General features: G+C 62.7%; 21 protein-coding genes. 15 read left to right on the top strand and 6 right to left on the bottom strand.

The features are described from left to right. Positions 1-16 precede the first annotated feature (16 nt). The 10 genes from rlmN (at position 17) to NGJ21_RS18520 (ending at position 10,845) form a co-directional block, all read left to right on the top strand. Complete coding sequence (gene rlmN / locus NGJ21_RS18475) at positions 17-1,162, top strand: dual-specificity RNA methyltransferase RlmN (protein WP_012316139.1); 1,146 nt, start codon at positions 17-19, stop codon at positions 1,160-1,162. A gap of 13 nt (positions 1,163-1,175) precedes the next feature. Beyond that, complete coding sequence (gene pilW / locus NGJ21_RS18480; protein WP_046784481.1) at positions 1,176-1,937, top strand: type IV pilus biogenesis/stability protein PilW; 762 nt, start codon at positions 1,176-1,178, stop codon at positions 1,935-1,937. Further along, positions 1,934-2,965, top strand: coding sequence for a RodZ domain-containing protein (locus NGJ21_RS18485; protein ID WP_115273920.1), 1,032 nt, complete (start codon positions 1,934-1,936; stop codon positions 2,963-2,965). The genes pilW and NGJ21_RS18485 overlap by 4 nt, the downstream gene beginning before the upstream one ends. 3 nt (positions 2,966-2,968) lie before the next feature. Continuing rightward, positions 2,969-4,078: a flavodoxin-dependent (E)-4-hydroxy-3-methylbut-2-enyl-diphosphate synthase gene (gene ispG / locus NGJ21_RS18490; protein WP_012316136.1), complete on the top strand. Its 1,110-nt coding sequence runs from the start codon at positions 2,969-2,971 to the stop codon at positions 4,076-4,078. 24 nt (positions 4,079-4,102) lie between these two features. Beyond that, complete coding sequence (gene hisS / locus NGJ21_RS18495) at positions 4,103-5,392, top strand: histidine--tRNA ligase (RefSeq protein ID WP_012316135.1); 1,290 nt, start codon at positions 4,103-4,105, stop codon at positions 5,390-5,392. 39 nt (positions 5,393-5,431) lie between these two features. Continuing rightward, positions 5,432-6,073 carry a tetratricopeptide repeat protein gene (locus tag NGJ21_RS18500; RefSeq protein ID WP_039602044.1) on the top strand — a complete coding sequence of 214 codons (642 nt, stop codon included), beginning with the start codon at positions 5,432-5,434 and terminating at the stop codon, positions 6,071-6,073. Between the two features lies 1 nt (position 6,074). After that, entirely contained in the window at positions 6,075-7,217 is a 1,143-nt protein-coding gene (gene bamB, locus NGJ21_RS18505) for an outer membrane protein assembly factor BamB (RefSeq protein WP_046784478.1), read from the top strand. Between the two features lie 117 nt (positions 7,218-7,334). Then, complete coding sequence (gene der / locus NGJ21_RS18510) at positions 7,335-8,798, top strand: ribosome biogenesis GTPase Der (RefSeq protein WP_012316132.1); 1,464 nt, start codon at positions 7,335-7,337, stop codon at positions 8,796-8,798. A 119-nt stretch (positions 8,799-8,917) separates the two neighbouring features. Next, entirely contained in the window at positions 8,918-10,066 is a 1,149-nt protein-coding gene (locus NGJ21_RS18515) for a pyridoxal phosphate-dependent aminotransferase (RefSeq protein WP_251962480.1), read from the top strand. Then, the gene (locus NGJ21_RS18520) at positions 10,054-10,845 is read left to right on the top strand and encodes an amidohydrolase (RefSeq protein WP_046784476.1); all 792 of its coding nucleotides are present in this window, start codon (positions 10,054-10,056) and stop codon (positions 10,843-10,845) included. The genes NGJ21_RS18515 and NGJ21_RS18520 overlap by 13 nt, the downstream gene beginning before the upstream one ends. A 163-nt stretch (positions 10,846-11,008) precedes the next feature. On the opposite strand, the gene NGJ21_RS18525 is transcribed toward NGJ21_RS18520, so the two are convergent. Beyond that, positions 11,009-13,564 (bottom strand): sulfite reductase flavoprotein subunit alpha, encoded by a 2,556-nt coding sequence (locus tag NGJ21_RS18525; RefSeq protein WP_237859890.1) that lies wholly within the window; start codon positions 13,562-13,564, stop codon positions 11,009-11,011. Positions 13,565-13,666: 102 nt separating this feature from the next. After that, a complete protein-coding gene (locus NGJ21_RS18530) occupies positions 13,667-15,949 on the bottom strand; it encodes a TonB-dependent receptor (protein WP_251962481.1) in 2,283 nt (760 codons plus the stop codon). A 221-nt stretch (positions 15,950-16,170) separates the two neighbouring features. Here NGJ21_RS18530 and NGJ21_RS18535 point away from each other — a divergent pair, with 221 nt between their 5' ends. Continuing rightward, complete coding sequence (locus NGJ21_RS18535; protein ID WP_039602751.1) at positions 16,171-16,851, top strand: Fe2+-dependent dioxygenase; 681 nt, start codon at positions 16,171-16,173, stop codon at positions 16,849-16,851. Positions 16,852-16,854: 3 nt separating this feature from the next. Beyond that, complete coding sequence (locus NGJ21_RS18540) at positions 16,855-17,604, top strand: tetratricopeptide repeat protein (protein WP_115273924.1); 750 nt, start codon at positions 16,855-16,857, stop codon at positions 17,602-17,604. Positions 17,605-17,650: 46 nt separating this feature from the next. Here NGJ21_RS18540 and NGJ21_RS18545 read toward each other — a convergent pair whose 3' ends face one another. After that, positions 17,651-18,814: a type III PLP-dependent enzyme gene (locus NGJ21_RS18545; protein ID WP_046784472.1), complete on the bottom strand. Its 1,164-nt coding sequence runs from the start codon at positions 18,812-18,814 to the stop codon at positions 17,651-17,653. Between the two features lie 508 nt (positions 18,815-19,322). Between NGJ21_RS18545 and NGJ21_RS18550 the strand changes: the two genes are divergently transcribed. From NGJ21_RS18550 to NGJ21_RS18560, 3 genes are all read left to right on the top strand, one after another. After that, entirely contained in the window at positions 19,323-19,811 is a 489-nt protein-coding gene (locus tag NGJ21_RS18550; RefSeq protein WP_115275494.1) for a sigma-70 family RNA polymerase sigma factor, read from the top strand. A 17-nt stretch (positions 19,812-19,828) separates the two neighbouring features. After that, a complete protein-coding gene (locus NGJ21_RS18555; protein WP_115273925.1) occupies positions 19,829-20,791 on the top strand; it encodes a FecR family protein in 963 nt (320 codons plus the stop codon). A gap of 108 nt (positions 20,792-20,899) precedes the next feature. After that, positions 20,900-23,329 carry a TonB-dependent siderophore receptor gene (locus tag NGJ21_RS18560; protein ID WP_251962482.1) on the top strand — a complete coding sequence of 810 codons (2,430 nt, stop codon included), beginning with the start codon at positions 20,900-20,902 and terminating at the stop codon, positions 23,327-23,329. 111 nt (positions 23,330-23,440) lie between these two features. Here the strand turns inward: NGJ21_RS18560 and NGJ21_RS18565 are convergent, their stop codons facing one another. Genes NGJ21_RS18565 through NGJ21_RS18575 form a run of 3 tightly spaced genes read right to left on the bottom strand, consistent with a single transcriptional unit; the run spans position 23,441 to position 26,156 of the window. Then, positions 23,441-24,598 (bottom strand): osmoprotectant ABC transporter ATP-binding protein OsmV, encoded by a 1,158-nt coding sequence (locus NGJ21_RS18565; RefSeq protein ID WP_115273927.1) that lies wholly within the window; start codon positions 24,596-24,598, stop codon positions 23,441-23,443. After that, positions 24,595-25,248, bottom strand: a complete 654-nt coding sequence (locus NGJ21_RS18570; protein WP_012316120.1) for an ABC transporter permease — start codon at positions 25,246-25,248, stop codon at positions 24,595-24,597. The genes NGJ21_RS18565 and NGJ21_RS18570 overlap by 4 nt, the downstream gene beginning before the upstream one ends. Further along, a complete protein-coding gene (locus tag NGJ21_RS18575; RefSeq protein ID WP_046784469.1) occupies positions 25,245-26,156 on the bottom strand; it encodes a glycine betaine ABC transporter substrate-binding protein in 912 nt (303 codons plus the stop codon). The genes NGJ21_RS18570 and NGJ21_RS18575 overlap by 4 nt, the downstream gene beginning before the upstream one ends. Positions 26,157-26,166 lie beyond the last annotated feature (10 nt).

Consider the following 26,166-nt stretch of genomic DNA (forward strand, 5'->3'; position numbering starts at 1 on the left):
GGGTGAGGGTGAATCCATGACGACATCTACTGGCAAAATCAACCTGTTGGGCCTGACCCAGCCGGAAATGGAACAATTCTTCGACTCTATTGGGGAGAAGCGCTTCCGTGCCGGCCAGGTGATGAAATGGATTCACCATTTTGGCGTCGATGATTTCGCCGCCATGACGAACGTCGGCAAGGCCTTGCGCGAAAAGCTCGAGGCTGTTGCCGAAATTCGTCCTCCGGAAGTGGTCAGTGAAGACATTTCCGCAGACGGCACCCGCAAATGGGTGATCCGCGTTGCCTCCGGCAGCTGCGTCGAGACCGTCTACATCCCAACCGACGATCGCGGTACTCTGTGCGTTTCGTCGCAAGCCGGCTGCGCCCTGGACTGCAGTTTCTGCTCCACCGGCAAGCAAGGCTTCAACAGCAACCTCACCGCCGCCGAAGTGATCGGCCAGGTGTGGCTTGCCAACAAATCCTTCGGGACCGTCCCGGCCAAGATCGACCGCGCGATTACCAACGTGGTCATGATGGGCATGGGCGAGCCTCTGCTGAATTTCGACAATGTCATCGCAGCCATGAAGATCATGATGGATGATCTGGGCTATGGCATTTCCAAGCGTCGCGTCACCTTGTCCACCTCCGGCGTGGTACCGATGATCGACGAACTGGCCAAGCACATCGATGTGTCCCTCGCTCTTTCGCTGCATGCGCCGAACGACGAGCTGCGCAATCAGCTGGTGCCGATCAACAAGAAGTACCCGCTGAAGATGTTGCTGGAGTCGTGCATGGGCTACATGGCCACCTTGGGTGGCAAGCGCGTGCTGACGGTCGAGTACACCTTGCTCAAGGACGTCAACGACCAGCCCGAGCATGCCGCGCAGATGATCGAACTGCTGCGCGATGTACCGTGCAAGATCAACCTGATCCCGTTCAACCCGTTCCCGCATTCCGGTTACGAGCGCCCTAGCAACAACGCTATTCGCCGCTTCCAGGACTTGCTGCACCACGGTGGCTTCAACGTCACCACCCGTACCACCCGTGGCGATGACATCGATGCCGCCTGTGGCCAGCTGGTCGGCCAGGTCAATGACCGTACCCGCCGCAGCGAGCGCTACATCGCCGTACGTCAGCTGTCTGCCGACGCCGAGCTGCAAGACAGCGCCGTGCGCCACTGAGTCCGGGCCCGCCATGAGCCTGCGCGCCGCGCTGTCGATCCTTGCGCTTTCGCTGCTGGCCGGCTGCGTGTCGGGTGGTGCGAATGACCCACTGGCAACTCGACAGGGGCGAGTGGAGGCGGGGCGTGCCTATGTGCAGCTTGGGCTTGGCTATTTGCAACAAGGTTTGACCGAGCAGGCCAAGGCTCCGTTGGGCAAGGCACTGGTGCTCGATGCCAAGGATGGCGATGCTCACGCAGCCTTGGCCCTGGTGTTTCAGGCCGAAGGTGAAGCTGCGCTGGCTGAGGAACACTTCAAGAAAGCGTTGTCGGCAAGCCCCGGCGACACGCGAATTCGCAACAATTACGGCAGTTTCCTATATGCTCAGCAGCGTTTTGCCGAAGCCGAGCAGATGTTTCGCCTGGCCAGCGCCGATACCCTGTATCCTGAACGTTCGCGCGTCTACGAGAACCTTGGCCTGACAGCCCTGAAACTCGGCAACCGTGACCAGGCGCAGGCGTATCTGAGCAAGGCCCTGCAACTCAACCAGCGGCAACCCAGGGCGTTGCTGGAAATGGCTGAGTTGTCCTACGAAAACAGGCATTATGTGCCGGCACGGGGTTTCTACGATCGTTTCAGCCAGTTGAGCGATCACAATGCCCGTAGCCTCCTGCTGGGTAGCCGTCTTGCCCGGGTGTTCGACGAGCAAGGCACACAGGCCGAACTGGGCCAGCAATTACAACGACTTTATCCCGGTACGCCGGAATATCAGCAATACCTGTCGGAGCAACGATGAAAGCCGCGCATCCCGAAGTAGCAGCAGCGACTGGCCAGAACCCCGGTGAATTGTTGCGCCAGGCCCGCGAAAGACGGGAGTGGTCGCAAGCCGAGGTGGCCCGCAAGCTCAACCTCACTGTAAGTTCGCTGAACCACGTGGAAACCGGTGCCTTCGACAAGCTGCCAGGGCATACCTTCGCCCGTGGCTACATCCGTGCCTATGCCAAGCTGATGGACATGGACCAGGCGCCGCTGGTCGAGGCCTTCGACCAGTACACCGGCACCCATGCCAAGGGCAGCGACGTACATTCACTGGGCCGCATCGAAGAGCCGGTGCGCCTTTCGCACAACATCCTGCGCGGTGTCAGCCTGTTGCTGCTGGTTGCGGTGGTCGGTGGCAGCTTCCTGTGGTGGCAGGACCAGGGCAGCCTGCGCGGCAAGGACCTGGCCAATATCGCCCTGGAGCATGTCGAGGTCGAAAGCGCCGACGGTACCACCCAGATCCACCCGCTGGATGAGCCTGAAGACCAGGCTGTTACCTTAGGCCAGCAGGGCGAAAGCGCGCCGCTGCCGCTGGAGCAGGCACCTGCCGAGCCGGTTGCCGAGGCCAGCAGCGAGGCCGCCCCGGCTGCCGCAGCAGCCGCGCCGGTCCAGCAGGCGCCTGCACAGGCTGAAGCGCCTGCGCCGACAACGGCAGCACCTGCTGCACCAGCCACGCCAGCCGCCACCGTAGCCCAGGCCGCCCCTGTGGCGCCTGCCGCCAGCGTGCCGGCCATTGCCACCGAGCCTGCCGCCGTGCCGGCCGGCAGCGCCAAGGTTGCAATCCAGTTCACCGCCGATTGCTGGACCCAGGTGTCCGATGGCAACGGCAAGGTGCTGTTCAGCGCCATCAAGCGCAAGGGCGACAACCTCGAGCTGACCGGCAAGCCGCCGTTCGCGGTGCGCCTGGGCTTTGCCCGCGGCGCCCAGGTCAGCTACAACGGCCAGGCCGTCGATGTTGCCCCGTTCACCAGTGGCGAAACCGCTCGCCTGAAGTTGGGACAGTAAGTCATGCACGGCGAATCTCCGATCAAACGTCGCGAATCCCGCAAAATCTGGGTCGGCAATGTGCCGGTGGGTGGTGATGCCCCCATCGCGGTGCAGAGCATGACCAACACCGACACCAATGATGTCGCCGCCACCGTTGGCCAGATCCAGCGCCTGGTCGATGCGGGGGTCGACATCGTCCGTGTTTCGGTACCGGACATGGACGCCGCCGAGGCGTTCGGCAAAATCAAGCAACTGGTCAGCGTACCGCTGGTCGCCGACATCCACTTCGACTACAAGATCGCGTTGCGCGTGGCCGAACTGGGCGTCGACTGCCTGCGTATCAACCCGGGCAACATCGGCCGTGAGGACCGTGTTCGTGCTGTGGTCGATGCCGCTCGTGACCGTGGCATCCCGATCCGTATCGGTGTCAACGCAGGCTCCCTGGAAAAGGACCTGCAGAAGAAATATGGCGAGCCGACCCCGGCGGCGCTGGTCGAATCTGCACTGCGCCATGTCGAGCACCTGGACCGCCTGGATTTCCAGGACTTCAAGGTCAGCGTCAAGGCCTCCGACGTGTTCATGGCCGTCGAAGCCTATCGCTTGCTGGCCAAGCAGATCATCCAGCCGCTGCACCTGGGCATCACCGAGGCCGGTGGGCTGCGCTCCGGCACGGTGAAATCCGCCGTCGGCCTCGGTATGCTGCTGGCCGAAGGCATCGGCGATACCATCCGCATTTCGCTGGCGGCCGACCCGGTCGAAGAAGTGAAGGTCGGCTACGACATCCTCAAGTCGCTGCACCTGCGTTCGCGTGGCATCAACTTCATCGCCTGCCCGAGCTGCTCGCGGCAGAACTTTGATGTGGTCAAGACCATGAACGAACTGGAAGGGCGCCTGGAAGACCTGCTGGTACCGCTGGACGTGGCGGTGATCGGTTGTGTGGTCAACGGCCCTGGCGAAGCGAAGGAAGCCCACGTTGGCCTGACCGGCGGCACGCCGAACCTGATCTACATCGACGGCAAGCCGGCGCAGAAACTGACCAATGACAACCTGGTCGATGAGCTGGAAAAGCTCATCCGCCAGAAAGCGGCCGAAAAGGTCGAGGCCGACGCGGCGCTGATCGCCCGCGGCTGATACACAGATTCGTAAGGACTTTTCGTGAGCAAATCGCTGCAAGCCATCCGTGGCATGAACGACATCCTGCCAGAGCAGTCGCCGCTGTGGCGCTACTTCGAAGGCACCGTCGCCGGGCTGCTGGACACCTATGGGTACAGCCAGATCCGCACGCCGATCGTCGAGTTCACCGAGCTGTTCAAGCGCTCCATCGGTGAAGTCACCGACATCGTCGAAAAAGAGATGTACACCTTCGAGGACCGCAACGGCGATTCGCTGACCCTGCGCCCTGAAGGCACCGCTGCCTGCGTACGTGCAGTGCTCGAGCACGGCATCACTGGCAACGGCCAGGTGCAGAAGCTGTGGTACATCGGCCAGATGTTCCGCCACGAGCGCCCGCAGAAGGGCCGCTACCGTCAGTTCCACCAGATTGGCGTCGAGGTGTTCAACCTGGACGGCCCGGACATCGATGCCGAGCTGATCATGCTGACCTGGCGTCTGTGGGGCCTGCTGGGCATCCAGGATGCGGTCAAGCTCGAGCTGAACAGCCTGGGCACCAGCGAGGCCCGCGCCCGCTACCGCGACGCGCTGGTCGAGTTCCTCTCGGCGCGCCTGGAACAACTCGACGAAGACAGCCAGCGCCGCCTCAAGAGCAATCCGCTGCGCATCCTCGACAGCAAGGACCCGAACACCCAGGCGGTGCTGGTCGGCGCGCCGAAGCTGGAAGACTACCTCGACGAAGACTCCCGCGTGCACTTCGAGGGCCTCAAGGCCCGTCTGGATGCCGCCGGCATTCCGTTTGTGATCAACACCAAGCTGGTGCGTGGCCTGGACTACTACAGCAAGACCGTGTTCGAGTGGGTCACCGACAAGCTCGGCGCCCAGGGCACCGTCTGTGCAGGCGGCCGCTACGATGGCCTGGTCGAGCAGATGGGTGGCAAACCGACCACCGGCGTTGGTTTCGCCATGGGTATCGAGCGCCTGATCCTGCTGCTGGAGACCCTGGGCAAGGTACCGGCGTCCATCAACCGTCAGATCGATGTCTACCTGTGCGCCTTCGGCGAGCAGGCGGAGCTGGCTGGCCTGCGCTTGTCCGAGAGCCTGCGCGACCGGCTGCCGGGCCTGCGCCTGGCGGTCAACGCCGGTGGCGGCAGCTTCAAGAGCCAGTTCAAGAAAGCCGACAAGAGCGGCGCGTTGTTCGCCCTGATCCTGGGTGACGATGAGCTGGCCAAGCAAGAGATTGGCCTCAAGCCCCTGCGTGGTCAGGGCGAACAACAGAACATTGCCTGGGATGCTCTGGCTGAGCACCTGGAAACCGCGATCGCTCAGGCGTAACGCGGTTCAACAAGCGAATAGGCGAAAAGGAGTATTGGGGTGTCGAGTACCGATGATGATGACCTGGCAGGGGTCAAGGACTGGTGGAACCGTAACGGCAAGCCACTGCTGACCGGTGCGCTGCTGGCTGGCGTAGTGGTGTTGGGCTGGAACACGTGGCACAAGTACCAGGACAACCAGTCGCAAGGCGCATCGCAGCTGTATCAGGCCCTGCTTGAAACCAGCCTGACGCCAAGCGGGCAGCCGGACGCGACCAAGGTCGCGGAGCTGTCCGGCAAGCTCAAGAGCGAGTTCGGTGGTACCGCCTACGCCCAGTACGGCAGCCTGTTCGTGGCCAAGGTCGCGGTTGAGAGCGGCAAGCTCGACGACGCCGCTGCCGAGCTCAAGAATGTGCTCGACAAGCCTGCTGACGACACCCTGGGCGAAATTTCGCGCCAGCGCCTGGCACGCGTGCTCGCGGCCCAGGACAAGGCTGAAGATGCGCTCAAGCTGCTCGACGGCGACGCCGACAAGGCGTTTTTGGCCAGCCGTGAAGAATTGAAGGGCGACCTGCTGGTGCAGTTGGGTCGTGCCGACGATGCCCACAGCGCTTATGAAAAAGCCAAGGCCGCGCTGTCCGATGAGGCGGCGGTCGGTGGCTTGCAACTGAAGCTGGATGACTTGGCCAAAGGGGACGCGTGACGTGATCGGTTGGAAACAAGCAGCAGTGCTGACCCTGGCCGTACTGGCCGCAGGTTGCAGCAGCAACAGCAAGAAGGAACTGCCTCCGGCCGAGCTGACCAAGTTCACCGAAGAAGTGGTACTGAAAAAGCAGTGGAGCCGTTCGATCGGTGACGGCCAGGGCGAGACTTACAATACCCTGGTGCCAGCCATCGAGAACGACCGCATCTACGCCAGCGACGTCAATGGCGAAGTCTTCGCCCTCGACCGCATTACCGGCGACGTGGTGTGGAAGCAGGATCTGGAGCTGCCGGTTTCCGGCGCCGTCGGCGTTGGCTATGGCCTGGTCATGCTCGGCACCCTCAAGGGTGAAGTGATTGCCCTGGACTCCAGCACCGGTGAAGAGCGCTGGCGCTCGCGCGTAACCAGCGAAGTCCTGGCGCCGCCTGCCAACAACGGTGACGTTGTGGTGGTGCAGACTCAGGACGACCGTCTGATCGGCCTCGATGCCGCTACCGGCGACCGCCGCTGGATCTACGAGAGCACCCCGGCTGTACTGACCCTGCGGGGCACCGGTGCGCCGATCGTCACCAACCGTCTGGCTGTAGCCGGCCTGTCCACCGGCAAAGTGGTCGCGGTCGACATCAACAACGGCGTGCCGGTGTGGGAGAGCCGTGTGGCGATCCCGCAGGGCCGTTCCGAGCTGGACCGTGTGGTCGACATCGACGGCGGCCTGCTGCTGTCCGGTGGTACGCTGTACGTCAGCACCTACCAGGGCCGCGTAGCGGGCCTGGACCTGGAAAGCGGCCGTGTGCTGTGGCAGCGTGATGCCTCGAGCTACGTGGGTGTCGCCCAAGGTTTCGGCAACGTCTATGTCAGCGAAGCTTCGGGCAGTGTCGAGGGTGTCGACGAGCGCTCTTCCAGCGCACTGTGGACCAACGACTCGATGGCGCGCCGCCAATTGTCGGCACCGGAAGTGTTCTCCAGCTACGTGGCTGTAGGTGACTTCGAAGGTTACCTGCACCTGCTCAGCCAGGTCGACGGCCGTTTCGTCGGCCGTGAGCGTATCGACAGCGATGGCCTGCGCGCCCGGCCCCTGGTGGTCGGCGACACCATCTATGTCTTTGGCAACAGCGGCAAGCTCGAGGCACTGACCATCCGCTGAAGCTATGCTCAAGGCCACTACAGGTCTTGAGTTGCGGCGTAGGACACGCCGCCCGAACTCCGGCCGCTGCCTTGCAGCGGCCTTTGCATTTTCAAGAATTCAAGAGTGGAGAGCCGCATGGTTCCCGTAATCGCCCTGGTGGGACGGCCGAACGTCGGCAAATCCACCATGTTCAACCGCCTGACCAAAACCCGCGATGCCATCGTGGGTGACCTGTCGGGTCTGACCCGTGACCGCCAGTATGGTGATGCCAGCTGGCAGGGTCGCTCCTTCATCCTGATCGACACCGGTGGTATCACCGGTGACGAAGTGGGCATGGACGAGAAGATGGCCGAGCAGTCGCTGATGGCCATCGAAGAAGCCGACTATGTGCTGTTCCTGGTCGACGCCCGCGCGGGCATGACTGCCGCCGACCAGATGATCGCCGAGCACCTGCGCAAGCGGAACAAGTCGGCCATCCTGGTGGCCAACAAGATCGACAACATCGACGCCGACGTCGCCCGCGCCGAGTTTTCGCCGCTGGGCATGGGCAATGCCATTCCGGTGGCCGGCTCGCAGGGCCGCGGCATCAATCAGTTGATGGAGTCGGTGCTGGGCCACATTCCTCGCGATGCTGAGGAAGAAGCCCTCGACCAGGAGGTTGCCGAAGGCGAGGAAGCGGTACGCATCCCCGGCCCGAGCGAAAAGGATGGCATCAAGATCGCCATCATCGGCCGCCCCAACGTGGGCAAGTCGACCCTGGTCAACCGCATGCTCGGCGAAGAGCGCGTGGTCGTCTACGACCAGCCGGGTACCACCCGTGACAGTATCTACATCCCGTTCGAGCGCGATAACGAGAAGTACACCTTCATCGACACCGCTGGCGTGCGCAAGCGCGGCAAGATCCACGAGGAAGTCGAAAAGTTCTCGGTGGTGAAGACGCTGCAGGCGATCAAGGACGCCAACGTGGTGATCTTCGTCATGGACGCCCGCGAGGGTGTGGTCGACCACGACCTCAACCTGCTGGGCTTCGCCCTGGAAGCGGGCCGCGCCATCGTCATCGCCCTGAACAAGTGGGACGGCATGGAGTCGGGTGAGCGCGACTACGTCAAGACCGAGCTGGAGCGCCGGCTGTTCTTCGTCGACTTTGCCGACATCCACTTCATCTCGGCGCTACACGGCACCGGCGTGGGCCACCTGTACAAGTCGGTGCAGGCCGCGTTCAAATCGGCGGTCACCCGCTGGCCAACCAGCCGTCTGACGCAGATCCTCGAAGATGCCGTCAGTGAGCACCAGCCACCGCTGGTCAACGGCCGCCGCATCAAGCTGCGCTATGCCCACCTCGGCGGTGCCAACCCGCCGCTGATCGTGATCCACGGCAACCAGACCGAGAAGATTCCCAAGTCGTACTCGCGTTACCTGGAAAACACTTACCGCCGGGTGCTCAAACTGGTCGGTACGCCGATCCGCATCGAGTACAAAGGCGGTGAGAACCCGTACGAGGGCAAGAAGAACACCCTCACCGACCGCCAGGTCAACAAGAAGCGCCGCTTGATGTCGCACCACAAGAAGGCCGAGAAGAAGCGCCGCGACAAGCGCTGACAAGCGGCAAACTTCAAGTCGCAAGCTGCAAGAATGAGCGGACGCTGATACATGTCGCTTTTTCTTGTGGCTTGGAGCTTGTAGCTTATAGCTCTCCGTCCCGCAGGAAAGAGGGCTTCATGATCCGCAGCAAACTGCCGAACGTCGGCACGACCATCTTCACCACCATGTCCCAGCTCGCCGTGCAGACGGGCGCGCTCAACCTTTCCCAGGGTTTCCCAGACTTCAATGGCCCGCAGGCTTTGCTCGATGCGGTTGGCCGCCATGTGTCCGCCGGGCATAACCAGTATGCGCCGATGACCGGCTTGCCGGCCTTGCGCCAGCAGGTGGCGGCCAAGGTCGAGCGCCTGTATGGGACCAAGGTCGATGCCGATCAGGAAGTGACCATCACCCCGGGCGCCACCGAGGCGATCTTCTGTGCCATCCAGGCGGTGATCCACGCGGGTGACGAGGTGATCGTCTTCGACCCCTGTTACGACAGCTATGAGCCCTCCGTGGCGCTTGCCGGCGGCCGCTGCGTGCACGTACAGCTCAGTGATGGCGACTTCCGTATCGACTGGCAGAAGTTCAGCGATGCCCTGAGCCCGCGCACGCGCATGGTCATCCTCAATTCGCCGCATAACCCCAGTGGTGCGCTGATCACGGCTGAAGACCTGGACCAGTTGGCGCGCCTGATCGCTGATCGCGATATCTACCTGGTCAGCGACGAAGTGTATGAACACCTGGTCTACGATGGCGTACGTCATGCCAGCGTTCTGGCCCATGCAGAGCTGTACCGCCGCGCGTTCGTGGTCAGTTCGTTCGGCAAGACTTACCACGTGACCGGCTGGAAGACCGGCTACGTGGTCGCGCCACCTGCCTTGAGCGCGGAGCTGCGCAAAGTGCATCAGTACGTCAATTTTTGCGGGGTTACACCGCTGCAGTGTGCACTCGCGGACTTCATGGCCGAACACCCTCAGCATGTCGACGAACTGCCAGGTTTCTATCAGGCCAAGCGCGACCTGTTCTGCGACCTGCTCAACGGTTCGCGTTTCAGCTTTACCCGCACGGCCGGCACCTATTTCCAGCTGGTGGACTATTCGCAGATCCGGCCAGACCTGAACGACGTCGAAATGGCCCTTTGGCTCACCCGTGAACACGGCGTGGCGACCATTCCGGTGTCGGTGTTCTACCAGCAACCCATCCCCGAGCAACGCCTGGTACGCCTGTGCTTTGCCAAACGTGAGGAGACGCTGCGTCAGGCAGCGGAAAAACTATGCGCGATCTGAGTGCACTGCCCAACCTGAAAATCGCCCTGGTGCAAACGGCCCTGGCCTGGCACGACCGCGAGGCCAATTACGCGCATTTCGAGGTGTTGCTCGACCAGGCTGGAGATGCCGACCTGGTGATCCTCCCCGAGATGTTCACCACTGGTTTTTCGATGGAATCGGAAAGCTTGGCCGAGCCCGAGAACGGCCCGACCTACAAATGGCTCAAGGCTCAGGCCAAGCGCATCAACGCAGTGGTTACCGGTAGCGTGATCATCCAGGCCGCCGATGGCAGCCACCGCAACCGCTTGCTGTGGGCGCGCCCGGACGGCGAGATCCTGCACTACGACAAGCGCCACCTGTTCCGCATGGCCGGTGAGCATAAGCACTACACCCCGGGTGAGCGTCAGGTGCAGTTCGAGATCAAGGGCTGGCGGGTACGCCCGCTGATCTGCTATGACCTGCGTTTCCCGGTGTGGAGCCGCGATGCCCAGGATACCGACCTGCTGTTGTACACCGCGAACTGGCCGGCGGCGCGCCGCCAGCACTGGAACCGGCTGCTGCCGGCGCGGGGTATCGAGAACCTGTGCTTCGTGGCGGCGGTGAACCGGGTGGGCACCGATGGCAAGGGTTTCGCGTATTCCGGCGACAGCCAGGTGCTGGATTTCCAGGGTGAAAGCTTGCTCAGTGCGGGCGAGGCAGACGGGGTGTTCACGGTCGTGCTGAGGGCGGCGGAGCTTGCCAACTACCGTACCCGCTTCCCGGCCAACCTGGATGCCGATACCTTCGAGCTGCACTGAGCCAGCACCGGCCCCCGGTAGGAGCGGCCTTGTGTCGCGAAAGGGTCGCAGAGCGGCCCCAGCAATTGTTGCATCAATGCCGAAACATCGAGGGCCGCTTCGCGGCCCGTTCGCGACACAAGGCCGCTCCTACAGCGGCCAGTTGTGTCAGTTCAATCCCTGATCAGTAAACATCCCGCCGATAACGCCCGTCTTCGATCAACTGCTCGACCATTTCTTCACCGAGCATGCCCTTGAGCGCCGCATCAACACCGGCCGCCATCCCGTGCAGGCTGCCGCAGACATACACATAAGCGCCATCGGCAACCCAGCGCTTGAACTCTTCAGCCTGCTGCAGCAATACATCCTGCACATACACCTTCTCGGCCTGATCGCGCGAGAACGCCAGGTCCAGGCGTGCCAGGTCGCCGCTCTCCAGCCAGGTTTGCAGCTCATCGCCACACAGCAGGTCATGCGCGCGGTTACGCTCGCCGAACAGCAGCCAGTTGCGCTGCTCGCCGGCATTGATCCGCGCCCGCAGCAGGCAGCGCAGGCCCGCAAGGCCAGTGCCGTTGCCGATCAGGATCATCGGCGCGGCGCTTTCGGGCAGATGGAAGCCACTGTTGCGCCGCAGGCGCAGGCCAAGGGTGCCATCGACTGGCAGGTACTCGGTCAGCCAGCCAGAGCCCAGGCCAAGGTTGCCGTCGGGGTGACGCTCCTGGCGCACGATCAGCTCCAGCACACCATCGCTGGCGATCGAGGCGATGGAGTATTCGCGGCTGCCGATCGGTGCCAGCGCATCGATCAGCGCTTGTGGCTGCAAGCCGATCAGGTGGTCCCGACGGGTTGGTAGCTGGCGGCCTGCCAGGGCTTGGCCGAGGGTCTCGCTCAGGCCGTGAAGCTGCACAGTGGCGTTGGCGTCGAGGGCCATGCCGCTGAGGAATGCATCCACGCGTGGCTGGCCATTGAGCGGCAGAACTTCTACCAGGTCACCGGCCTCCCAGCTGGCGGGCTCTTCAGGGCGCAGGCCGATCAGGTAGACCGGTTGGCCTTGACTGCCCGGATTGAGCAGATCGCGGCTGACCAGGTTCCAGTTGCCGAAACTTGGCGGTTGCCAGGCAGCGACGGGTTGGGCGCCAGTCAGCTGCGCCAGTTCCTGCTGCCATTGCTGCAGGGCCGCCGGGTCGGCGTTGTCCACTTCCACCGGGCTGAACGCCGTGCTGGCACCTCGCTCGCCGAGCCATGCCTGCAGGCGCCGGGCAAAGCCGCAGAAGTGCGGGTACTGGCGATCACCGAGCGCCAGCACGGCATAGCTGAGCCCGTTCAGGGCCCAAGGCTGGCCCAGCACCTTGCGCTCGAAGGCGCGGGCGCTGTCAGGCGCTTCGCCGTCACCGAACGTGCTGACCACGAACAGCGCGCGGCGCGTCTGGCGTAGGTCCTCTTCGCCAAGGTCGGCAAGTGCACGTACTTGCACCGGCAAGCCTGCGGCCTGCAATTGTCCGGCGCTCTGCCAGGCCAGTTGCTCGGCGAAACCGCTCTGGCTGGCGAAGCCGATCAGCCAGCTGTCGCCGCTGGCGCTGGCGTTGGCGACGTGGCCGCGGGCGGCACGCACCTGGCGCTTCTTGCGGCGGCGGTCGAGGTACAAAAGCCAGCCGGTGACGAAGAACAGCGGCATGGTCAGGCTGGCGAGGGTGACGATGATCCGCCCCGGCAGGCCGAAGTATTCACCCACGTGCAAGGCATAAACACTTTGCAGCAGCTGGGCCTTGAAGGACTTGTCGGTATAGCGGTCGTGGTTTTTCACCTGGCCGGTGGCCGGGTCCAGGGTCAGGGTATTGAAGGCGCGTGGGTGCGCGGCGCTGTCGAGCAGGTAGAACAGGCTGGCGGGCTGGCCGCCAGCAGGTGGCAGGCGCAGGTTGTACATGGCAAGCCCTGGCCCGGCAGCGTCCTTGAGGTTGGCCCAGATGGCGTCATAGTCGACCACCAGCGGCGGTGCGTTCTTGTCCACCTTCTGCGGCCCATGGCGGCCACGGCCTTCGCCGCGCTTGTGCTGCTGTCCTGCGCCAGGCGCGTCGGCAAGTAACCTGTTCAGGCCTTCGCGGTACCACTCGTAGGACCAGAACAGGCCGGTCAGCGCGAACAGAAGGTAGAACAGCAGGCACCAGGTGCCGGCTACGGCATGCAGGTCCCAGTTGAAGGCGCGGCCTTTCTTGGCCCAGTCGAAGGTCAGCCAGGTGCGCCAGTTCAGGGCTTTGCGCGGCCAGCGCAGGTACAGGCCGGAGAGGCAGAAGAACACCAGCATCAGGGTGCAGGCGCCCGTGATCTGCCGGCCGGTGTCACCCATGGCCAGGAACCGGTGCAGGGTGAGCATCAGTTTGAAGAAGTCTTGCCCGGCGGCCTGGCCCTTGAGCTCTCCGGTATAGGGGTCGGCATAGCGCAACTCACCGCGGCGCTCGCCCGGCGGCGGTGTGAAGAAGACCCGTGCGGCGTTGCCTTCGCGTACATCGACCCACAGCATCGACACTTTGTCGCCTTGGGCGGCCTCGACCCTGCGCACCAGTTCAGCCGGAGGCAGCACGCCCTCGGCGCGTACCTCGACCTTCAACACATCAGCGTTGAAGGCGCGCAGCAATTCTTCCTGGAACGAATAGAGCGCACCGGTAATACCCATCAAGGCCAGCACCAGGCCAGCGGTGATGCCAAAGAACCAGTGCAATTGGAACAGCGTCTTCTTCACCACATCGTTCACCTTGTGTTGCTGCCGCGCCCTGCGCGGGGTGCATTATGCCTTGATACGCAAAAGCCCCGCTCACTGGAATGAACGGGGCTCCGGGTTGCTGCTTTAGAAGTGGACGCTGGTGGTCAGCAATGCAGTCCTGCCCGCCGCCTGGTTGGCGAAGTGGGTGGAGAACGCTTTGTCGTAATACACCTCGTTGGCCAGGTTCTGCACGTTAAGTTGCAGGTCGACGTTCTTGGTCAGCTTGTAGGCGGCCATGGCGTCATAACGTACATAGCTGTCGACCATGGTGGTGTTGGCTACGTTGCCGTAGACGTCATCCACATAGAAGGCGCCGCCGCCGACCGTCAGCTTCGGGGTGATCGAGTATGTGGTCCACAGGCTGGCGCTGTTGTTAGGCGTGTTTGGCAATTGGTTGCCATCGTTGGCCTTGCCCAGCGGGCCGCCGTCGATCTGGCGGGCCTGCAGGTAGGTGTAGCCGGCGAACACTTGCCACTTGTCGGTGAGCTTGCCGCTGGCCGAGAGCTCGATGCCCTGCACGCGGGTTTCGCCGACGTTTTCGTAGGTGGTGGTGTTCACCTGTACACGGGCGTTTTCCTTCTCGGTACGGAACAGCGCAGCGGCCAGCGACAGGCGCTCGTCGAGCAGGTCCCACTTGGTGCCGATTTCGTAGTTGGTGGTTTCTTCCGGCTCCATGTCGCTGGCCAGGATGTTGCCACCACGGTCGGTGGTGCCCGACAGCGGGTTGCCTTCGGTACCTTCGCCGAGCATCGCCCCGGGCGGGGTGGCGGAAGTGGCATAGGACACGTAGATGCTACCGTTCTCGGCCGGTTTCCAGACCAGGCCCAATTGGCCGGTGAAGAACTCGCTGGTGTCGCGGCCTTTGGTCGGGACGCCGTTCTTGTTCACCACGGTCGCGCCCGAGGCATCGTAAGTGCGGAACTTGGTATCGAAGTGGTCATAACGCAGGCCCATGTTCAGCAGCCACTCAGGCGTCAGCTCCAGAGTGTCGAAGGCGTAGATTGCGCGGGTCTTGCTGCTGGTCTTGGTGCCGGCGTAGTTGCGCGAGATCGTGCCATCCCAGGCATCGTCGGGGTTCGGGTCGCTCAGCGAAGTACAGCTGCCACCATTGCCCGGGCCGGTGCAGGTGAGCTTGCTGTTTGGCGACACCGTGTAGCTTTGGCGGTCCGAGTCTTCCTTGCTGAACTCGACCCCGGTGGAGAAGCTGTTCTTGAAACCGCCCACGAAGAACTCACCGAACAGGTCGGTCTGGTTGGTGGTGGTGGCAGTGTTGCCCACACGGGTATTGGCACGACGCCATACGCCGTTGTTGTTGACGTTGCCCAAACTGTCGTCTGGCTGGGTCAGGATGTAATCCTGCATGCTGTTGCCATGACGCAGGGTGTTCTTGATGGTCAACGAGTCGCTCAGGTCGTGTTCCACGGCGATAGTAGCGATGTCCACACGGGTCTTGCGGAAGTCGCGACCGGTCAGGCCGTAGAAATTGTCGCTGTCACCGCCGTCGATCGGCTTGCTTGGGTGCGCCGAGGTGCGGGCGCTGCTGCCACCGGTAGGGATGCTGTACGGGATGCCCGAATCCGGCAGGTCGTCGCTTTCCAGGTGGTAGTAGTCAAGGTTGACGCGGGTTGGCGTGCCCAGGCCGAAGGCCAGGGATGGGGCGATACCCCAGCGGTCATAGTTGACCTTGTCCCGGCCGGCAACGTTGCTCTCATGGGTCATCAGGTTGAGACGGCCGGCAGCGGTGTCGCTGAACTGGTAGTTGCCGTCAAAGGTGTAGCGCTGGGTCTGGTCGCTGCCCCAGGTCCAGGCACCGTCCAGCGAGTTGCCCAGGTGTGCACGCTTGCTCACCAGGTTGATGGTGCCGCCTGCCGCGCCGCGGCCACCGATGGCCGAGTTGGGGCCTTTGGCCACTTCCACCGATTCGATGGCGAAGATTTCACGGGTCTGCGCACCGGTATCGCGTACACCATCCAGGTAGGTGTCACCCTGGGCGTCAAAACCACGAATGAACGGGCGGTCGCCTTGCGGGTTGCCGCCTTCGCCTGCACCAAAGGTGATGCCTGGCACAGTGCGCAGGGCATCCTGCAGGCTCAGGGCATTGGTGTCCTTGATGACTTGCTGGGGGATTACGGTAACCGAGCGTGGGGTGTCCACCAACGGCGCGGTGTACTTCTGCGAGGAGGCCTTTTCGACCTTGTAATCGGTGCTGGCCTGTTCAGCCTTGCCATTGACGCTGGTGGCATCGAGGGTGATGGCGCTGTTGGTAGCCGGATCGGCGGCGTAGGCGGACGAAGCGCTCAGGGCGACGCCGATGGCGGACACGATCAGGCGTGGAGAACTCACTGCAGATGGCACGTATTGACGCATTGTTATGGACCTTCCCCAAGGTGTGAAGGCCGCGGATCATAATGCAAGTGATTGCAGGTCACAATTGAGATTCGTTACCATTCACTGCGAACTTACAATCTTTACAAATTCTCTTTACGGTTTAATCAAGCTGAAACGTCTCGGGTGAAGAAAGGGCTTGTACGGCGTAAAAGGGAATCAATATCATTGCCACCTTTACACTCCTTAACGGTGCCGCCGCCATGCTGCTTCATATCCCCGGCCTGTTCGACGCCAATGAGCTTGCCCGCATTCGCGAGGCCCTGGAGCAGGCCGATTGGGCCGATGGCAAGGTCACGGCCGGCTATCAGTCGGCCAAGGCCAAGCACAACTTGCAGCTGCCAGAAGGCCACGCGCTGGCGAAGGAAATCGGCAGCGCGCTGATCGACCGCCTGTGGAAAACCCCACGGTTCATGTCGGCGGCCCTGCCGCACAAGGTCTTCCCGCCACTGATCAACTGCTACCGCGAAGGTGGCAACTTCGGCTTTCACATCGACAATGCCTTGCGCCAGCCAAAAGGCAGCCCGGAGCGGGTGCGCACCGACCTGTCCTCGACGCTTTTCCTGAGCGACCCGGACAGCTATGACGGCGGCGAACTGGTGATCCAGGACACTTATGGCGAGCAGCAGGTCAAGCTGGCTGCCGGGGATCTTGTGCTGTACCCGGGCACCAGCCTGCACAAGGTCAACCCGGTGACGCGCGGCGTGCGTTATGCGGCGTTCTTCTGGACCCAGAGCCTGGTACGGGAGGACAGCCAGCGGGCGTTGCTGTTCGAGATGGACAATGCCATCCAGCAACTCACCGCCGATGTGCCCGAGCACCCCTCGTTGCTGCAATTGACCGGCACCTACCATAACCTGCTGCGCCGCTGGGCAGAGGTCTGAGCCGTGTCCTATCAGTTGCGCCGTGAAGAAGTGCTGGATGTCGCTGGCCTCAAGGCCATGCTCGAAGACAGTCCGGGCAAGGCCGCCCAGGCGATTCTCGCGGCGGCAGGGCAGGGCGTGATCGAAGCTCAGTTGCTGCTCGGGCAGATCCTGCTCGACGGCCGCGGCATCGAAGCGGATGCCGAAGTGGCCCGGCGCTGGTTCGGCATTGCTGCCCAGGGTGGCAGCGCCATGGCGCACAACATGCTCGGGCGTTGCCTGGAGCATGGTTGGGGCGGCGAGGTGAATGTGGCGCAGGCTGCGGTTCACTATGCCCGCGCAGCCGATGCCGGGTTGGATTGGGGCCTGTATAACCTGGGCAACCTGCTGGCTACCGGGCGGGGGGTACCGGCCAATCAGGCGCAGGCATTGATGTGCTACGAGAAGGCTGCGCGGCTGGGGCATGCCAAGTCGATGAACCTGTATGGGCGTTACCTGGAGCAGGGTATCGCTACGGCGCCCAGCCCGGCGCGGGCAGTGCGCTGGTACAGGCGTGCCGCCGAAGCGGGGGACTTTCGCGGCATGTTCAGCCTGGCGCTGGTGCTGGTAGAGCGTGGGCAGATGGCCGAGGCAGGGCAGTGGCTGGAGCACGCGCGGGTTGAGGGGAACATGAATTTTCTGCGCAGTGCTTTGGCGACCTTGCAGGGGGCGGGGCCAGGGTTGATGGCCTTTGCGGCGCGGTATGCCGCAGAGATAGAACAGCGCGAAGCGTGATGGGGTCAACCTGAATGAAAACGGGGCCTTTCGGCCCCGTTCTGCATTACAGGTAGTAGGCCTTCAGCGGCGGGAAACCGTTGAATTCCACCGCGCTGTAGCTGGTGGTGTAGGCACCGGTCGACAGCCAGTAGAGGCGGTCACCGATCGCCAGGTTCAGCGGCAGGCCGTACTTGTAGTGCTCGTACATGATGTCGGCGCTGTCGCAGGTCGGGCCGGCGATGACCACTTCTTCCATCTCGCCTTTCTTTTCGGTCCAGATCGGGAACTTGATGGACTCGTCCATGGTTTCGATCAGGCCGGAGAATTTGCCCACGTCGGTGTACACCCAGCGCTCGACGGCGGTGCGCGACTTGCGCGCAACCAGCACTACTTCGCTGACCAAGATACCGGCGTTGGCGATCAGCGAACGGCCTGGCTCGAGGATGATTTCCGGCAGGTCGTCACCGAAGTCTTCCTTGAGGAAGCGGATGATCTCTTCAGCGTAGGTTTCCAGGCTGTTGGTGCGGGTGATGTAGTTGGCCGGGAAGCCGCCACCCATGTTGATCAGCTTCAGCTCGATGCCGTCTTCTTCCTTCAGGCGCTCGAAGATCACCTTGACCTTGGCGATGGCGGCGTCCCACACGCTGATGTCGCGCTGTTGCGAACCCACGTGGAAAGAAATGCCGTATGGCACCAGGCCCAGATCGCGGGCCAGGATCAGCAGGTCCATGGCCATGTCGGTCTGGCAGCCGAACTTGCGCGACAGTGGCCAGTCGGCGGTGGTGGAGCCTTCGGTGAGGATGCGTACGTAGACCTTGGAGCCCGGCGCGGCCTTGGCGATGTTGCGCAGGTCGGCTTCCGAGTCGGTGGCGTACAGGCGCACACCTTTTTCAAAGAAGTAACGGATGTCCTTGGACTTCTTGATGGTGTTGCCGTAGCTGATACGGTCGGCGCTGACGCCACGGTCCATCACCTTGTCCAGTTCGTAGATCGAGGCGATGTCGAAGCTCGAACCTTTCTCTTTGAGCAGGTCGATGATCTCGACCGCCGGGTTGGCCTTGACCGCGTAGTAGACCTTGGCGAACTCGAAACCGGCGCGCAGGTCGTCGTAGGCCTGGCTGATCATCTGGGTATCGATGAGTACGAACGGGGTTTCCTGCTTGTCGGCGAACGCCTTCATTTTCTGGAAGGTGTCACGCGCGAAATAATCTTCGACCTGGATCGACATGCTCAGGGACTCCATGGGCAAACTGAAAAGATAAGTGGCTGCAAACTGAACGTCCTCCGTATCCCCACTTTGGTTCGCCTACTCAGTACTTGAGCCGGATGGATCGTTTCCAGCATGGACGTTCGGCGCGCACTTTAGGGCGTGAAGAATGCAAGATCAACAGGTAATCCGGGCGTGCCGGCCCAGGAACGGCGCGTTGTCACTTGAATAACCGACTCGTGTGACCGGCAGATGTTCCCCGCGCGTTGGCAGGCGTAAAAAATTGTGGAATAGACCGTTTCGGGCCCGTCACGGGCAAGCCCGCCCCCACAGGGATAGTGCGGTTTCTATAGCGGCGCCCTTACCCGCGAGAAAGGCGAAGGTGTTCATATTTATGGCCACGTTCATGGGCAGTGCAGTGCCTGAAATCACGCATAAATTTTTTGTTACCGACTGGCGGATTTGCTGTGCTTTATGAGAAATATTACTATTCGCGCCATTATCTGGCTCCTTGCTGACGACCCCGACCGTGTCCGGACACAAAGGCTTCCTCGACCATTACCAAGAGCTGATCGGCACCTGGACGCGCAAGCTGCGCAGTCGTCAGCAGGCCGAGGACCTCACCCATGACGCCTTCATACGGGTTCTGGAAAACCCGCGCGAGCAGGTCGAGCAGCCACGCGCCTACCTTCACCAGACCGCCCGCAACATTGCGGTGGACGGTTTTCGCCGCGAAGACCGGCGCCAGGCGCTCGAGCTGGAAGCCTTCGATGAAGGGGCCGGCGGCACGGGCGACCCCGAGGCGTATGTCCATGCCCTGGAACTGGCCGCCAGCGTCGAGCGGGCGCTGGCCGAGCTGCCGCTCAATTGCCGACGGGTGTTCATCTGGCAGAAGCTCGAGGGGCTGACCCAGGCCGAGATCGCCGAGCGCATGGGTGTGACCAAGAACATGGTCGAAAAGTATATGATCCGCACGCTCCGACATTTGCGTGAGCACCTGGATGTGTCGGCAAGATGAGTCAGGAGACCTTGTCCATGAAACAGCACGGTACCGAGACCGTCCGCCAGCAGGCGGCCGAGTGGTTCGCACGCGTGCAGGATGCACCGGGCGATGCCGTGCTGCTGGCACAGCTGCATGCCTGGCTGGAGGCTGATCCGCACCACAGCGAGGAGTATGAGCATCTCGTCAGCCTGTGGCGGGCCGCCGACTTCATACCGCGCCAGCGCCTCGAAGCGCTGTGCCAACCTGAGCCAGTGCAGCAGTTGCCTCGGCGGCGTTTCCTGCGCCAGGCACTGGCAGCCGGCGTGGCGGTAGTTGCCCTGGGGCTGGGCTTCAGTGGCTGGCAGTACCAGCGCCTGAATCACCAGGCGCAATTGCAGACCGCCTTTGCCGAGCGCCGTCAGGTATTACTCCCGGACGGATCACAGCTGGAACTCAACGGCGCTACGCAATTGCAGGTCGACTACAGCCCGGGGCGACGGCAAATTCGGCTTGATGCCGGCGAAGCGATGTTCATTGTCGCCCACGACAGCAACCGGCCGTTCGTGGTCGATACCGCACAGGGCCGTGTGACCGTCACCGGTACCCGCTTCGATGTGCGGTTGGACCCTGGCGCCACCCGTGTTGCAGTGGAGCAGGGCTCGGTACGCGTGCAGGGCAAGGATGCTTCGCTGGCGCAACTGACGGCGGGCCTGGGCATACATATAGATGCACAAGGCAAGCTTGCTTCGCCCTATGCGGTCGACGCCGCGGCGCTGACGGCGTGGCGCCAGGGCAAACTGGTCTTCGACAACGCCACCTTGGCTGAAGTGGTGGCCGAAGCCTCGCGCTATCGCACCGAGCCATTGCGCGTTGCCCCCGGCAAGGTGGCGCAGATGCGCCTGTCCAGCACCTTCAGCATCGATGATACCGATGCACTGCTGCGCGCCTTGCCGAGCATCCTGCCGGTGGCGATCAAAACCCGTGAAGACGGCTCTCGCGAAATAATTGCGAAATAGATTCAGGTTTTTTTCGGCTCGTTCGTCTTCCTCGCCAGCTGCAACTGCCAAGCATTTCCATTTGCATGCAGTTGGCATTTATCCCGAACTTCAGGATGTCTTGACGACGTGAACAACAACAAACCTTTGCCACGCTTGCGCGTTATGGCGCTGGCCCTGGCGGTCAGTGCCGTGGCCGTCAACAGCCATGCCGAACAGGCCGACACCGCCATCCAGATCCAGGCTCAACCTTTGGCTTCGGCGCTCAGCCAATTGGGCCAGCAAACCCACCTGCAGCTGTTCTACAGCCCTGAGCTTGTGGCCGGCAAGCAGGCCCCGGCGGTGTCCGGCAAGCTGGCGCCGGTGCAGGCCCTGCAACAGTTGTTGCAGGGCAGCGGGCTGACCTTCGAAATGTCCCAGGATACCGTGGTGGTAAAGCCGCTGCCGACCACCCTCGACCTGGGCAGCGGTAGCCTGGAACTGGCGCCCACCGATATCAACGTGGTGGGTGACTGGCTGGGTGATGCCGATCAGGCCGTTGTGCAGAACCACCCCGGTGCGCGCACCGTGGTGCGCCGTGAGGCCATGGTGGAAAAGGGCACGATGAACGTGCGCGACGCACTGCGTGGCATCCCGGGCGTGCAAGTGCAGGACTCCAACGGCACAGGTGGCAGCGACCTGTCGCTCAACGTAGGTGTACGCGGCCTGACGTCGCGCCTGTCGCCTCGCTCTACCGTGCTGATCGATGGCATCCCGGCCGCTTTCGCCCCTTATGGGCAGCCGCAGCTGTCCATGGCGCCGATCTCCTCGGGCAACCTCGACAGCATCGATGTGGTGCGCGGTGCCGGTTCGGTGCGCTATGGCCCGCAGAACGTCGGTGGGGTGATCAACTTCGTCACCCGGGCGATCCCGCAGCAGGCTTCGGCGGAGCTTTCCACCACCCTGGAGACCTCGCAGCACGGCGGTTGGAAGCACACCGAGTCGGCCTTCGTCGGCGGCACTGCCGACAACGGCATGGGTGTGGCGCTGCTGTACACCGGGGTGAACGGCAACGGCTACCGGCAGAGCAACAACGGCAATGACATCGACGACGTCATCCTCAAGACCCACTGGGCACCGACCGACGTTGACGAGTTCTGGCTCAACTTCCATTACTACGATGGCCGTGCCGACATGCCCGGTGGCCTGACCCAGGCCCAGTACGACAGCAATCCGTACCAGTCACTGCGTGATTACGATTACTTCGCCGGGCGTCGCAAGGACGTGTCGTTCAAATGGCAGCGCCAACTCGACGAGGCCACCCAGTTCGAAGTGCTGACGTACTACACAGACAGCTTCCGCGGCAGCACCATTGCCTCGCGTGACATGAAGACCCTGTCGTCCTACCCGCGCAATTACCACACCTTCGCCATCGAGCCGCGCGTTTCGCGGATCTTCTTCGCCGGCCCCACCACCCAGGAAGTCAGTGTCGGTTACCGCTACCTCAAAGAAGCCATGCGCGAACAGTCGACCCGCCTGGCGCTGATCGACAACGTTCCGACGCCTACCCCGACGTCCGACGGCCATGTATTCCAGGACCGCAGCGGCGGCACCGAGGCCAGCGCCTACTACATCGATGACAAGATCGACGTCGGCAACTGGACCATCACCCCGGGTGTGCGCTTCGAGCACATCAACACTGACTGGCGCGACCGCCCGGTGCTGGGCGCCAACAACCGCCCGGTGGCCGAGAAGAAACGCAGCATCACCAGCAATGAACCGCTGCCTGCGCTGAGCGTCATGTATCACATCTCCGATGCCTGGAAGGTGTTTGCCAACTACGAAACGTCGTTCGGCAGCCTGCAGTACTTCCAGCTGGGCCAAGGCGGTACCGGCAACAGCACGGCTAACGGCCTGGAGCCGGAAAAGGCCAAGACCTACGAGGTGGGTACGCGCTATGACAACGGCGCTTTCGCCGGGGAGCTGACGGCCTTCTACATCGACTTCGACGACGAGCTGCAATACATCAGCAATGATGTAGGCTGGACCAACCTGGGCGCCACCAAGCACCAGGGTATCGAGGCGTCTGTACGCTACGACCTGGCCGGGTTGGACCCGCGCCTGGAAGGGCTGTCGGTGAATGGTGGCTACACCTACACCCGCGCGACTTATGAAGGGGAGATTCCTGGCTTCAAGGGGCGCGACCTACCGTTCTACTCACGCCAGGTGGCTACCGCCGGCCTGCGCTACGCGGTCAACCACTGGACCTGGAACCTGGACGCCTACGCCCAATCCAGGCAGCGCGCGCCGGGTACGGGGATCAATGCCGACGGGAGCTTCAATGGCGACTACACCACCGAGCCGAGCGCTGATGGGCAGTATGGCGACATTCCGGGTTATGTGACCTGGCATGCGCGTGGTGGCTATGAGTTCGGACCGAAGATGGCCAATTTGAAGCTGGCGGCGGGGGTGAAGAACCTCTTCGACAAGCAGTACTTCACCCGCTCCAGCGACAACAATGCCGGCATTTATGTGGGCGAGCCGCGGACCTTCTATGTGCAGGCCAGCGTGGGGTTCTGATAGCAGCAGTGCCTCAATCGCCGGCAAGCCGGCTTCCACATTGACAGCAGCGCTGCTGAACCCTGTGGGAGCCGGCTTGCCGGCGATGGGAGCGCTAAGCGCTCCCTTTGATCAGGAAACCACCGCCTCAGCCGGTGAGACGATGCTGGTCTTGGCCCCGCGCGATCTTCCCGAGCTCAGGTAAGCCGCGATCGACTCCTGCGTCACCTCGCCCAGGAACACCTGCTCGGCATCGAGCACCGGCAACCAGGCGCGGTTGAACTCGTACATCCGCGACAGCAGGATGCGCAGATGCTCATCGTGGGAAGCCGTTGCATTGAACTGGCGCAGGAAGTCCGCGCACGTGCCTTGCTGGCGGTGCATGTCGCGCCGGCGTACATACCCCAGCGCCTTGTTCTGCGCATCGGTGACCACCACATAGCGGCGGTCGTGCTCGTCCAGCAGCTCCAGCGCATCGCTCACGGGCGTTTCTGGGCTTACCGACGGGGCGTTGTCCGCCGCATCTTCGGCGCGCACCAGCAACAGGCGTTTCAAGGTGCTGTCCTGGCCCACGAAGTTGCTTACGAAGTCATCCACCGGGTGCGCCAGCAAGGTGTCCGGGTGGTCCAGCTGCAGCAACTTGCCGGCGCGGAAAATGGCAATCTTGTCGGCCAGCTTGATCGCTTCGTCAATGTCGTGGCTGACCATGATCACGGTCTTGTTCAGCGCCCGCTGCATTTCGAAAAACTCGTTCTGGATCATCTCGCGGTTGATCGGGTCGACTGCGCCGAACGGCTCGTCCATCAACAGCACCGGCGCGTCTGCAGCCAGCGCACGGATCACCCCGATGCGCTGTTGCTGGCCACCGGACAGTTCACGCGGGTAGCGTTGCAGGTACTGCTTGGGCTCGAGCTTGATCATGTGCATCAGCTCACGGGCGCGGTCGTGGCACTTCTGCTTGTCCCAGCCGAGCAGGCGCGGGACCACGGTGATGTTCTCCTCGATGGTCATGTTGGGGAACAGGCCGATCTGCTGGATCACATAGCCGATGTGGCGGCGCAAGGTCACTTCGTCCAGGCCGCTGGTGTCTTCGCCATTGATGAACACTTGGCCGGAGGTTGGCGTGATCAGGCGGTTGATCATCTTCAGCGTGGTGCTCTTGCCACAGCCCGAGGGGCCGAGGAACACGCAGATTTCGCCTTCGTTGACGGTCAGGCTGACCGACTCGACGGCTTTGACGTCCTTGCCGTTGACGTTGAAGGTTTTGCTGAGGTTCTTGAGTTCGATCATGAGCGCAGTCCTTCTGGAGTCAGGGCACGTTGCAGGGTTTGCAGGAGCAGGTCGGCGATGATTGCCAGCAGGCTGACCAATACGGCGCCGACCAGCAGCATCGACATGTCGCTGCGGCTGATTGAGGTGAGGATGAGTACGCCCAGGCCACCGGCACCGATGGTCGCGGCGATGGTCATCACGCCGATGTTCATCACCACGGCAGTGCGCACGCCGGCGAGGATGACGGGGACGGCAATGGGCAGCTCGACCATGCGCAGGCGCTGGCCGAAGGTCATGCCGATACCGCGCGCGGCTTCACGGATGCCAGGCTCGACGTTGGTCAGGGCAAGGTAGGTGTTGCGCAGGATGGGCAGCAGTGAATAAAGAAACACCGCAGTGATCGCAGGCAATGGCCCCAGGCCCTGGCCGAACTTGGAGTAGAACGGCAGCAGCAGGCCGAACAGGGCAATCGACGGGATGGTCAGCAGCACTGTGGCGCTGGCCTGCAGTGGCCCGGCCACCACCGGGAAGCGGGTCATCAGGATGCCCAGCGGCACGCCGACCAGGATTGCCAGGCCAACGGCAATGCCGACCAGCATGATGTGCTGCCAGGTCAGTTGCAGCACCAGGGCCCAGTCGAGGTGGGCGAAGGTATCGAGCAGGCTCATGGCTGCACCTCCTTGAGTGGGTGCTCTCGCAGGAATGCTGCGGCCACGGCAGTCGGGCTCTGGTGATCGACGTCGACCTTGGCATTGAGCTGGCGCATGGTCTCGTCATCGAGCTGCTCGGCCAGTGGCTTGAGCAGAGCGGCCAGTTGCGGGTTGGCATCGAGCACGGCCTTGCGCACCACTGGGGCCGCGGTGTAGTCGGGGAAGTAGTGCTTGTCGTCTTCCAGCAGCTTGAGGTTGAACGCACTCAGGCGGCCGTCAGTGGTGTACACCAGGCCGGCGAACACCTGGTTGTTGTGCATGGCGGTGTAGACCAGGCCGGCGTCCATCTGCCTGATGTTGGCTCGGCCGACTTGCAGGTCGTACATCTCCTTCAGGCCTACCAGGCCGTCAGGGCGGTTGGCGAACTCGGTGTCCAGGGCTACCAGGTGGTTGCGCTGGCGCTCGTCGCGCAGCACTTGGTTGAGGTCACTGATCGTGTTGATCTGTGGGTAGGCCTCGGCGACCTGTTTGGGCAGGCCCAGGGCGTAGGTGTTGCTGAACTTGGTCGGGGTGAGCCAGATCAGGTCCTTCTTGGCATCCAGCGCCTTGACCTTGGCGTAGGTGGCTTCGGCACTGGGCATGCGCTCTTCGATGTGGTTGTACGACACCAGCGACACGCCGGTGTACTCCCACATCAAGTCCAACTGGCCGGTCTCCTGGGCCTGGCGGGCGAGACTGCTGCCAAGGCCGGAGGTGACGCGCACATCGAAGCCATTGGCGCGCAGGTATTGGGCGGTGATTTCAGCGAGTACGGTCTGCTCGGTGAACACCCGTGCGCCGATGCGCACCAGGGGTTTTTCCGCCGCTTGGGCAAAGCCTGCGAACAGCAGGGCCGCGCCCAGCAGCAAGGCGATTCTCTTCTTCATACGTTGCCTC

The sequence above is a fragment of the Pseudomonas sp. Marseille-Q5299 genome (genome assembly GCF_943737035.1).
GTDB classification, from domain to species: Bacteria; Pseudomonadota; Gammaproteobacteria; order Pseudomonadales; family Pseudomonadaceae; genus Aquipseudomonas; species Aquipseudomonas putida_E.

What these genes read in the sequence shown, in the direction of transcription:
- NGJ21_RS18515 (WP_251962480.1), top strand. Translation starts at nt 8,918, where the DNA reads ATGATCCGCAGCAAACTGCCGAACGTCGGCACGACCATCTTCACCACC.
- NGJ21_RS18545 (WP_046784472.1), bottom strand. Translation starts at nt 18,814, where the DNA reads ATGTCGATCCAGGTCGAAGATTATTTCGCGCGTGACACCTTCCAGAAA.
- der (WP_012316132.1), top strand. Translation starts at nt 7,335, where the DNA reads ATGGTTCCCGTAATCGCCCTGGTGGGACGGCCGAACGTCGGCAAATCC.
- NGJ21_RS18535 (WP_039602751.1), top strand. Translation starts at nt 16,171, where the DNA reads ATGCTGCTTCATATCCCCGGCCTGTTCGACGCCAATGAGCTTGCCCGC.
- pilW (WP_046784481.1), top strand. Translation starts at nt 1,176, where the DNA reads ATGAGCCTGCGCGCCGCGCTGTCGATCCTTGCGCTTTCGCTGCTGGCC.
- NGJ21_RS18565 (WP_115273927.1), bottom strand. Translation starts at nt 24,598, where the DNA reads ATGATCGAACTCAAGAACCTCAGCAAAACCTTCAACGTCAACGGCAAG.
- NGJ21_RS18530 (WP_251962481.1), bottom strand. Translation starts at nt 15,949, where the DNA reads ATGCGTCAATACGTGCCATCTGCAGTGAGTTCTCCACGCCTGATCGTG.
- NGJ21_RS18555 (WP_115273925.1), top strand. Translation starts at nt 19,829, where the DNA reads ATGAAACAGCACGGTACCGAGACCGTCCGCCAGCAGGCGGCCGAGTGG.
- NGJ21_RS18570 (WP_012316120.1), bottom strand. Translation starts at nt 25,248, where the DNA reads ATGAGCCTGCTCGATACCTTCGCCCACCTCGACTGGGCCCTGGTGCTG.
- NGJ21_RS18575 (WP_046784469.1), bottom strand. Translation starts at nt 26,156, where the DNA reads ATGAAGAAGAGAATCGCCTTGCTGCTGGGCGCGGCCCTGCTGTTCGCA.
- NGJ21_RS18520 (WP_046784476.1), top strand. Translation starts at nt 10,054, where the DNA reads ATGCGCGATCTGAGTGCACTGCCCAACCTGAAAATCGCCCTGGTGCAA.
- rlmN (WP_012316139.1), top strand. Translation starts at nt 17, where the DNA reads ATGACGACATCTACTGGCAAAATCAACCTGTTGGGCCTGACCCAGCCG.
- ispG (WP_012316136.1), top strand. Translation starts at nt 2,969, where the DNA reads ATGCACGGCGAATCTCCGATCAAACGTCGCGAATCCCGCAAAATCTGG.
- NGJ21_RS18485 (WP_115273920.1), top strand. Translation starts at nt 1,934, where the DNA reads ATGAAAGCCGCGCATCCCGAAGTAGCAGCAGCGACTGGCCAGAACCCC.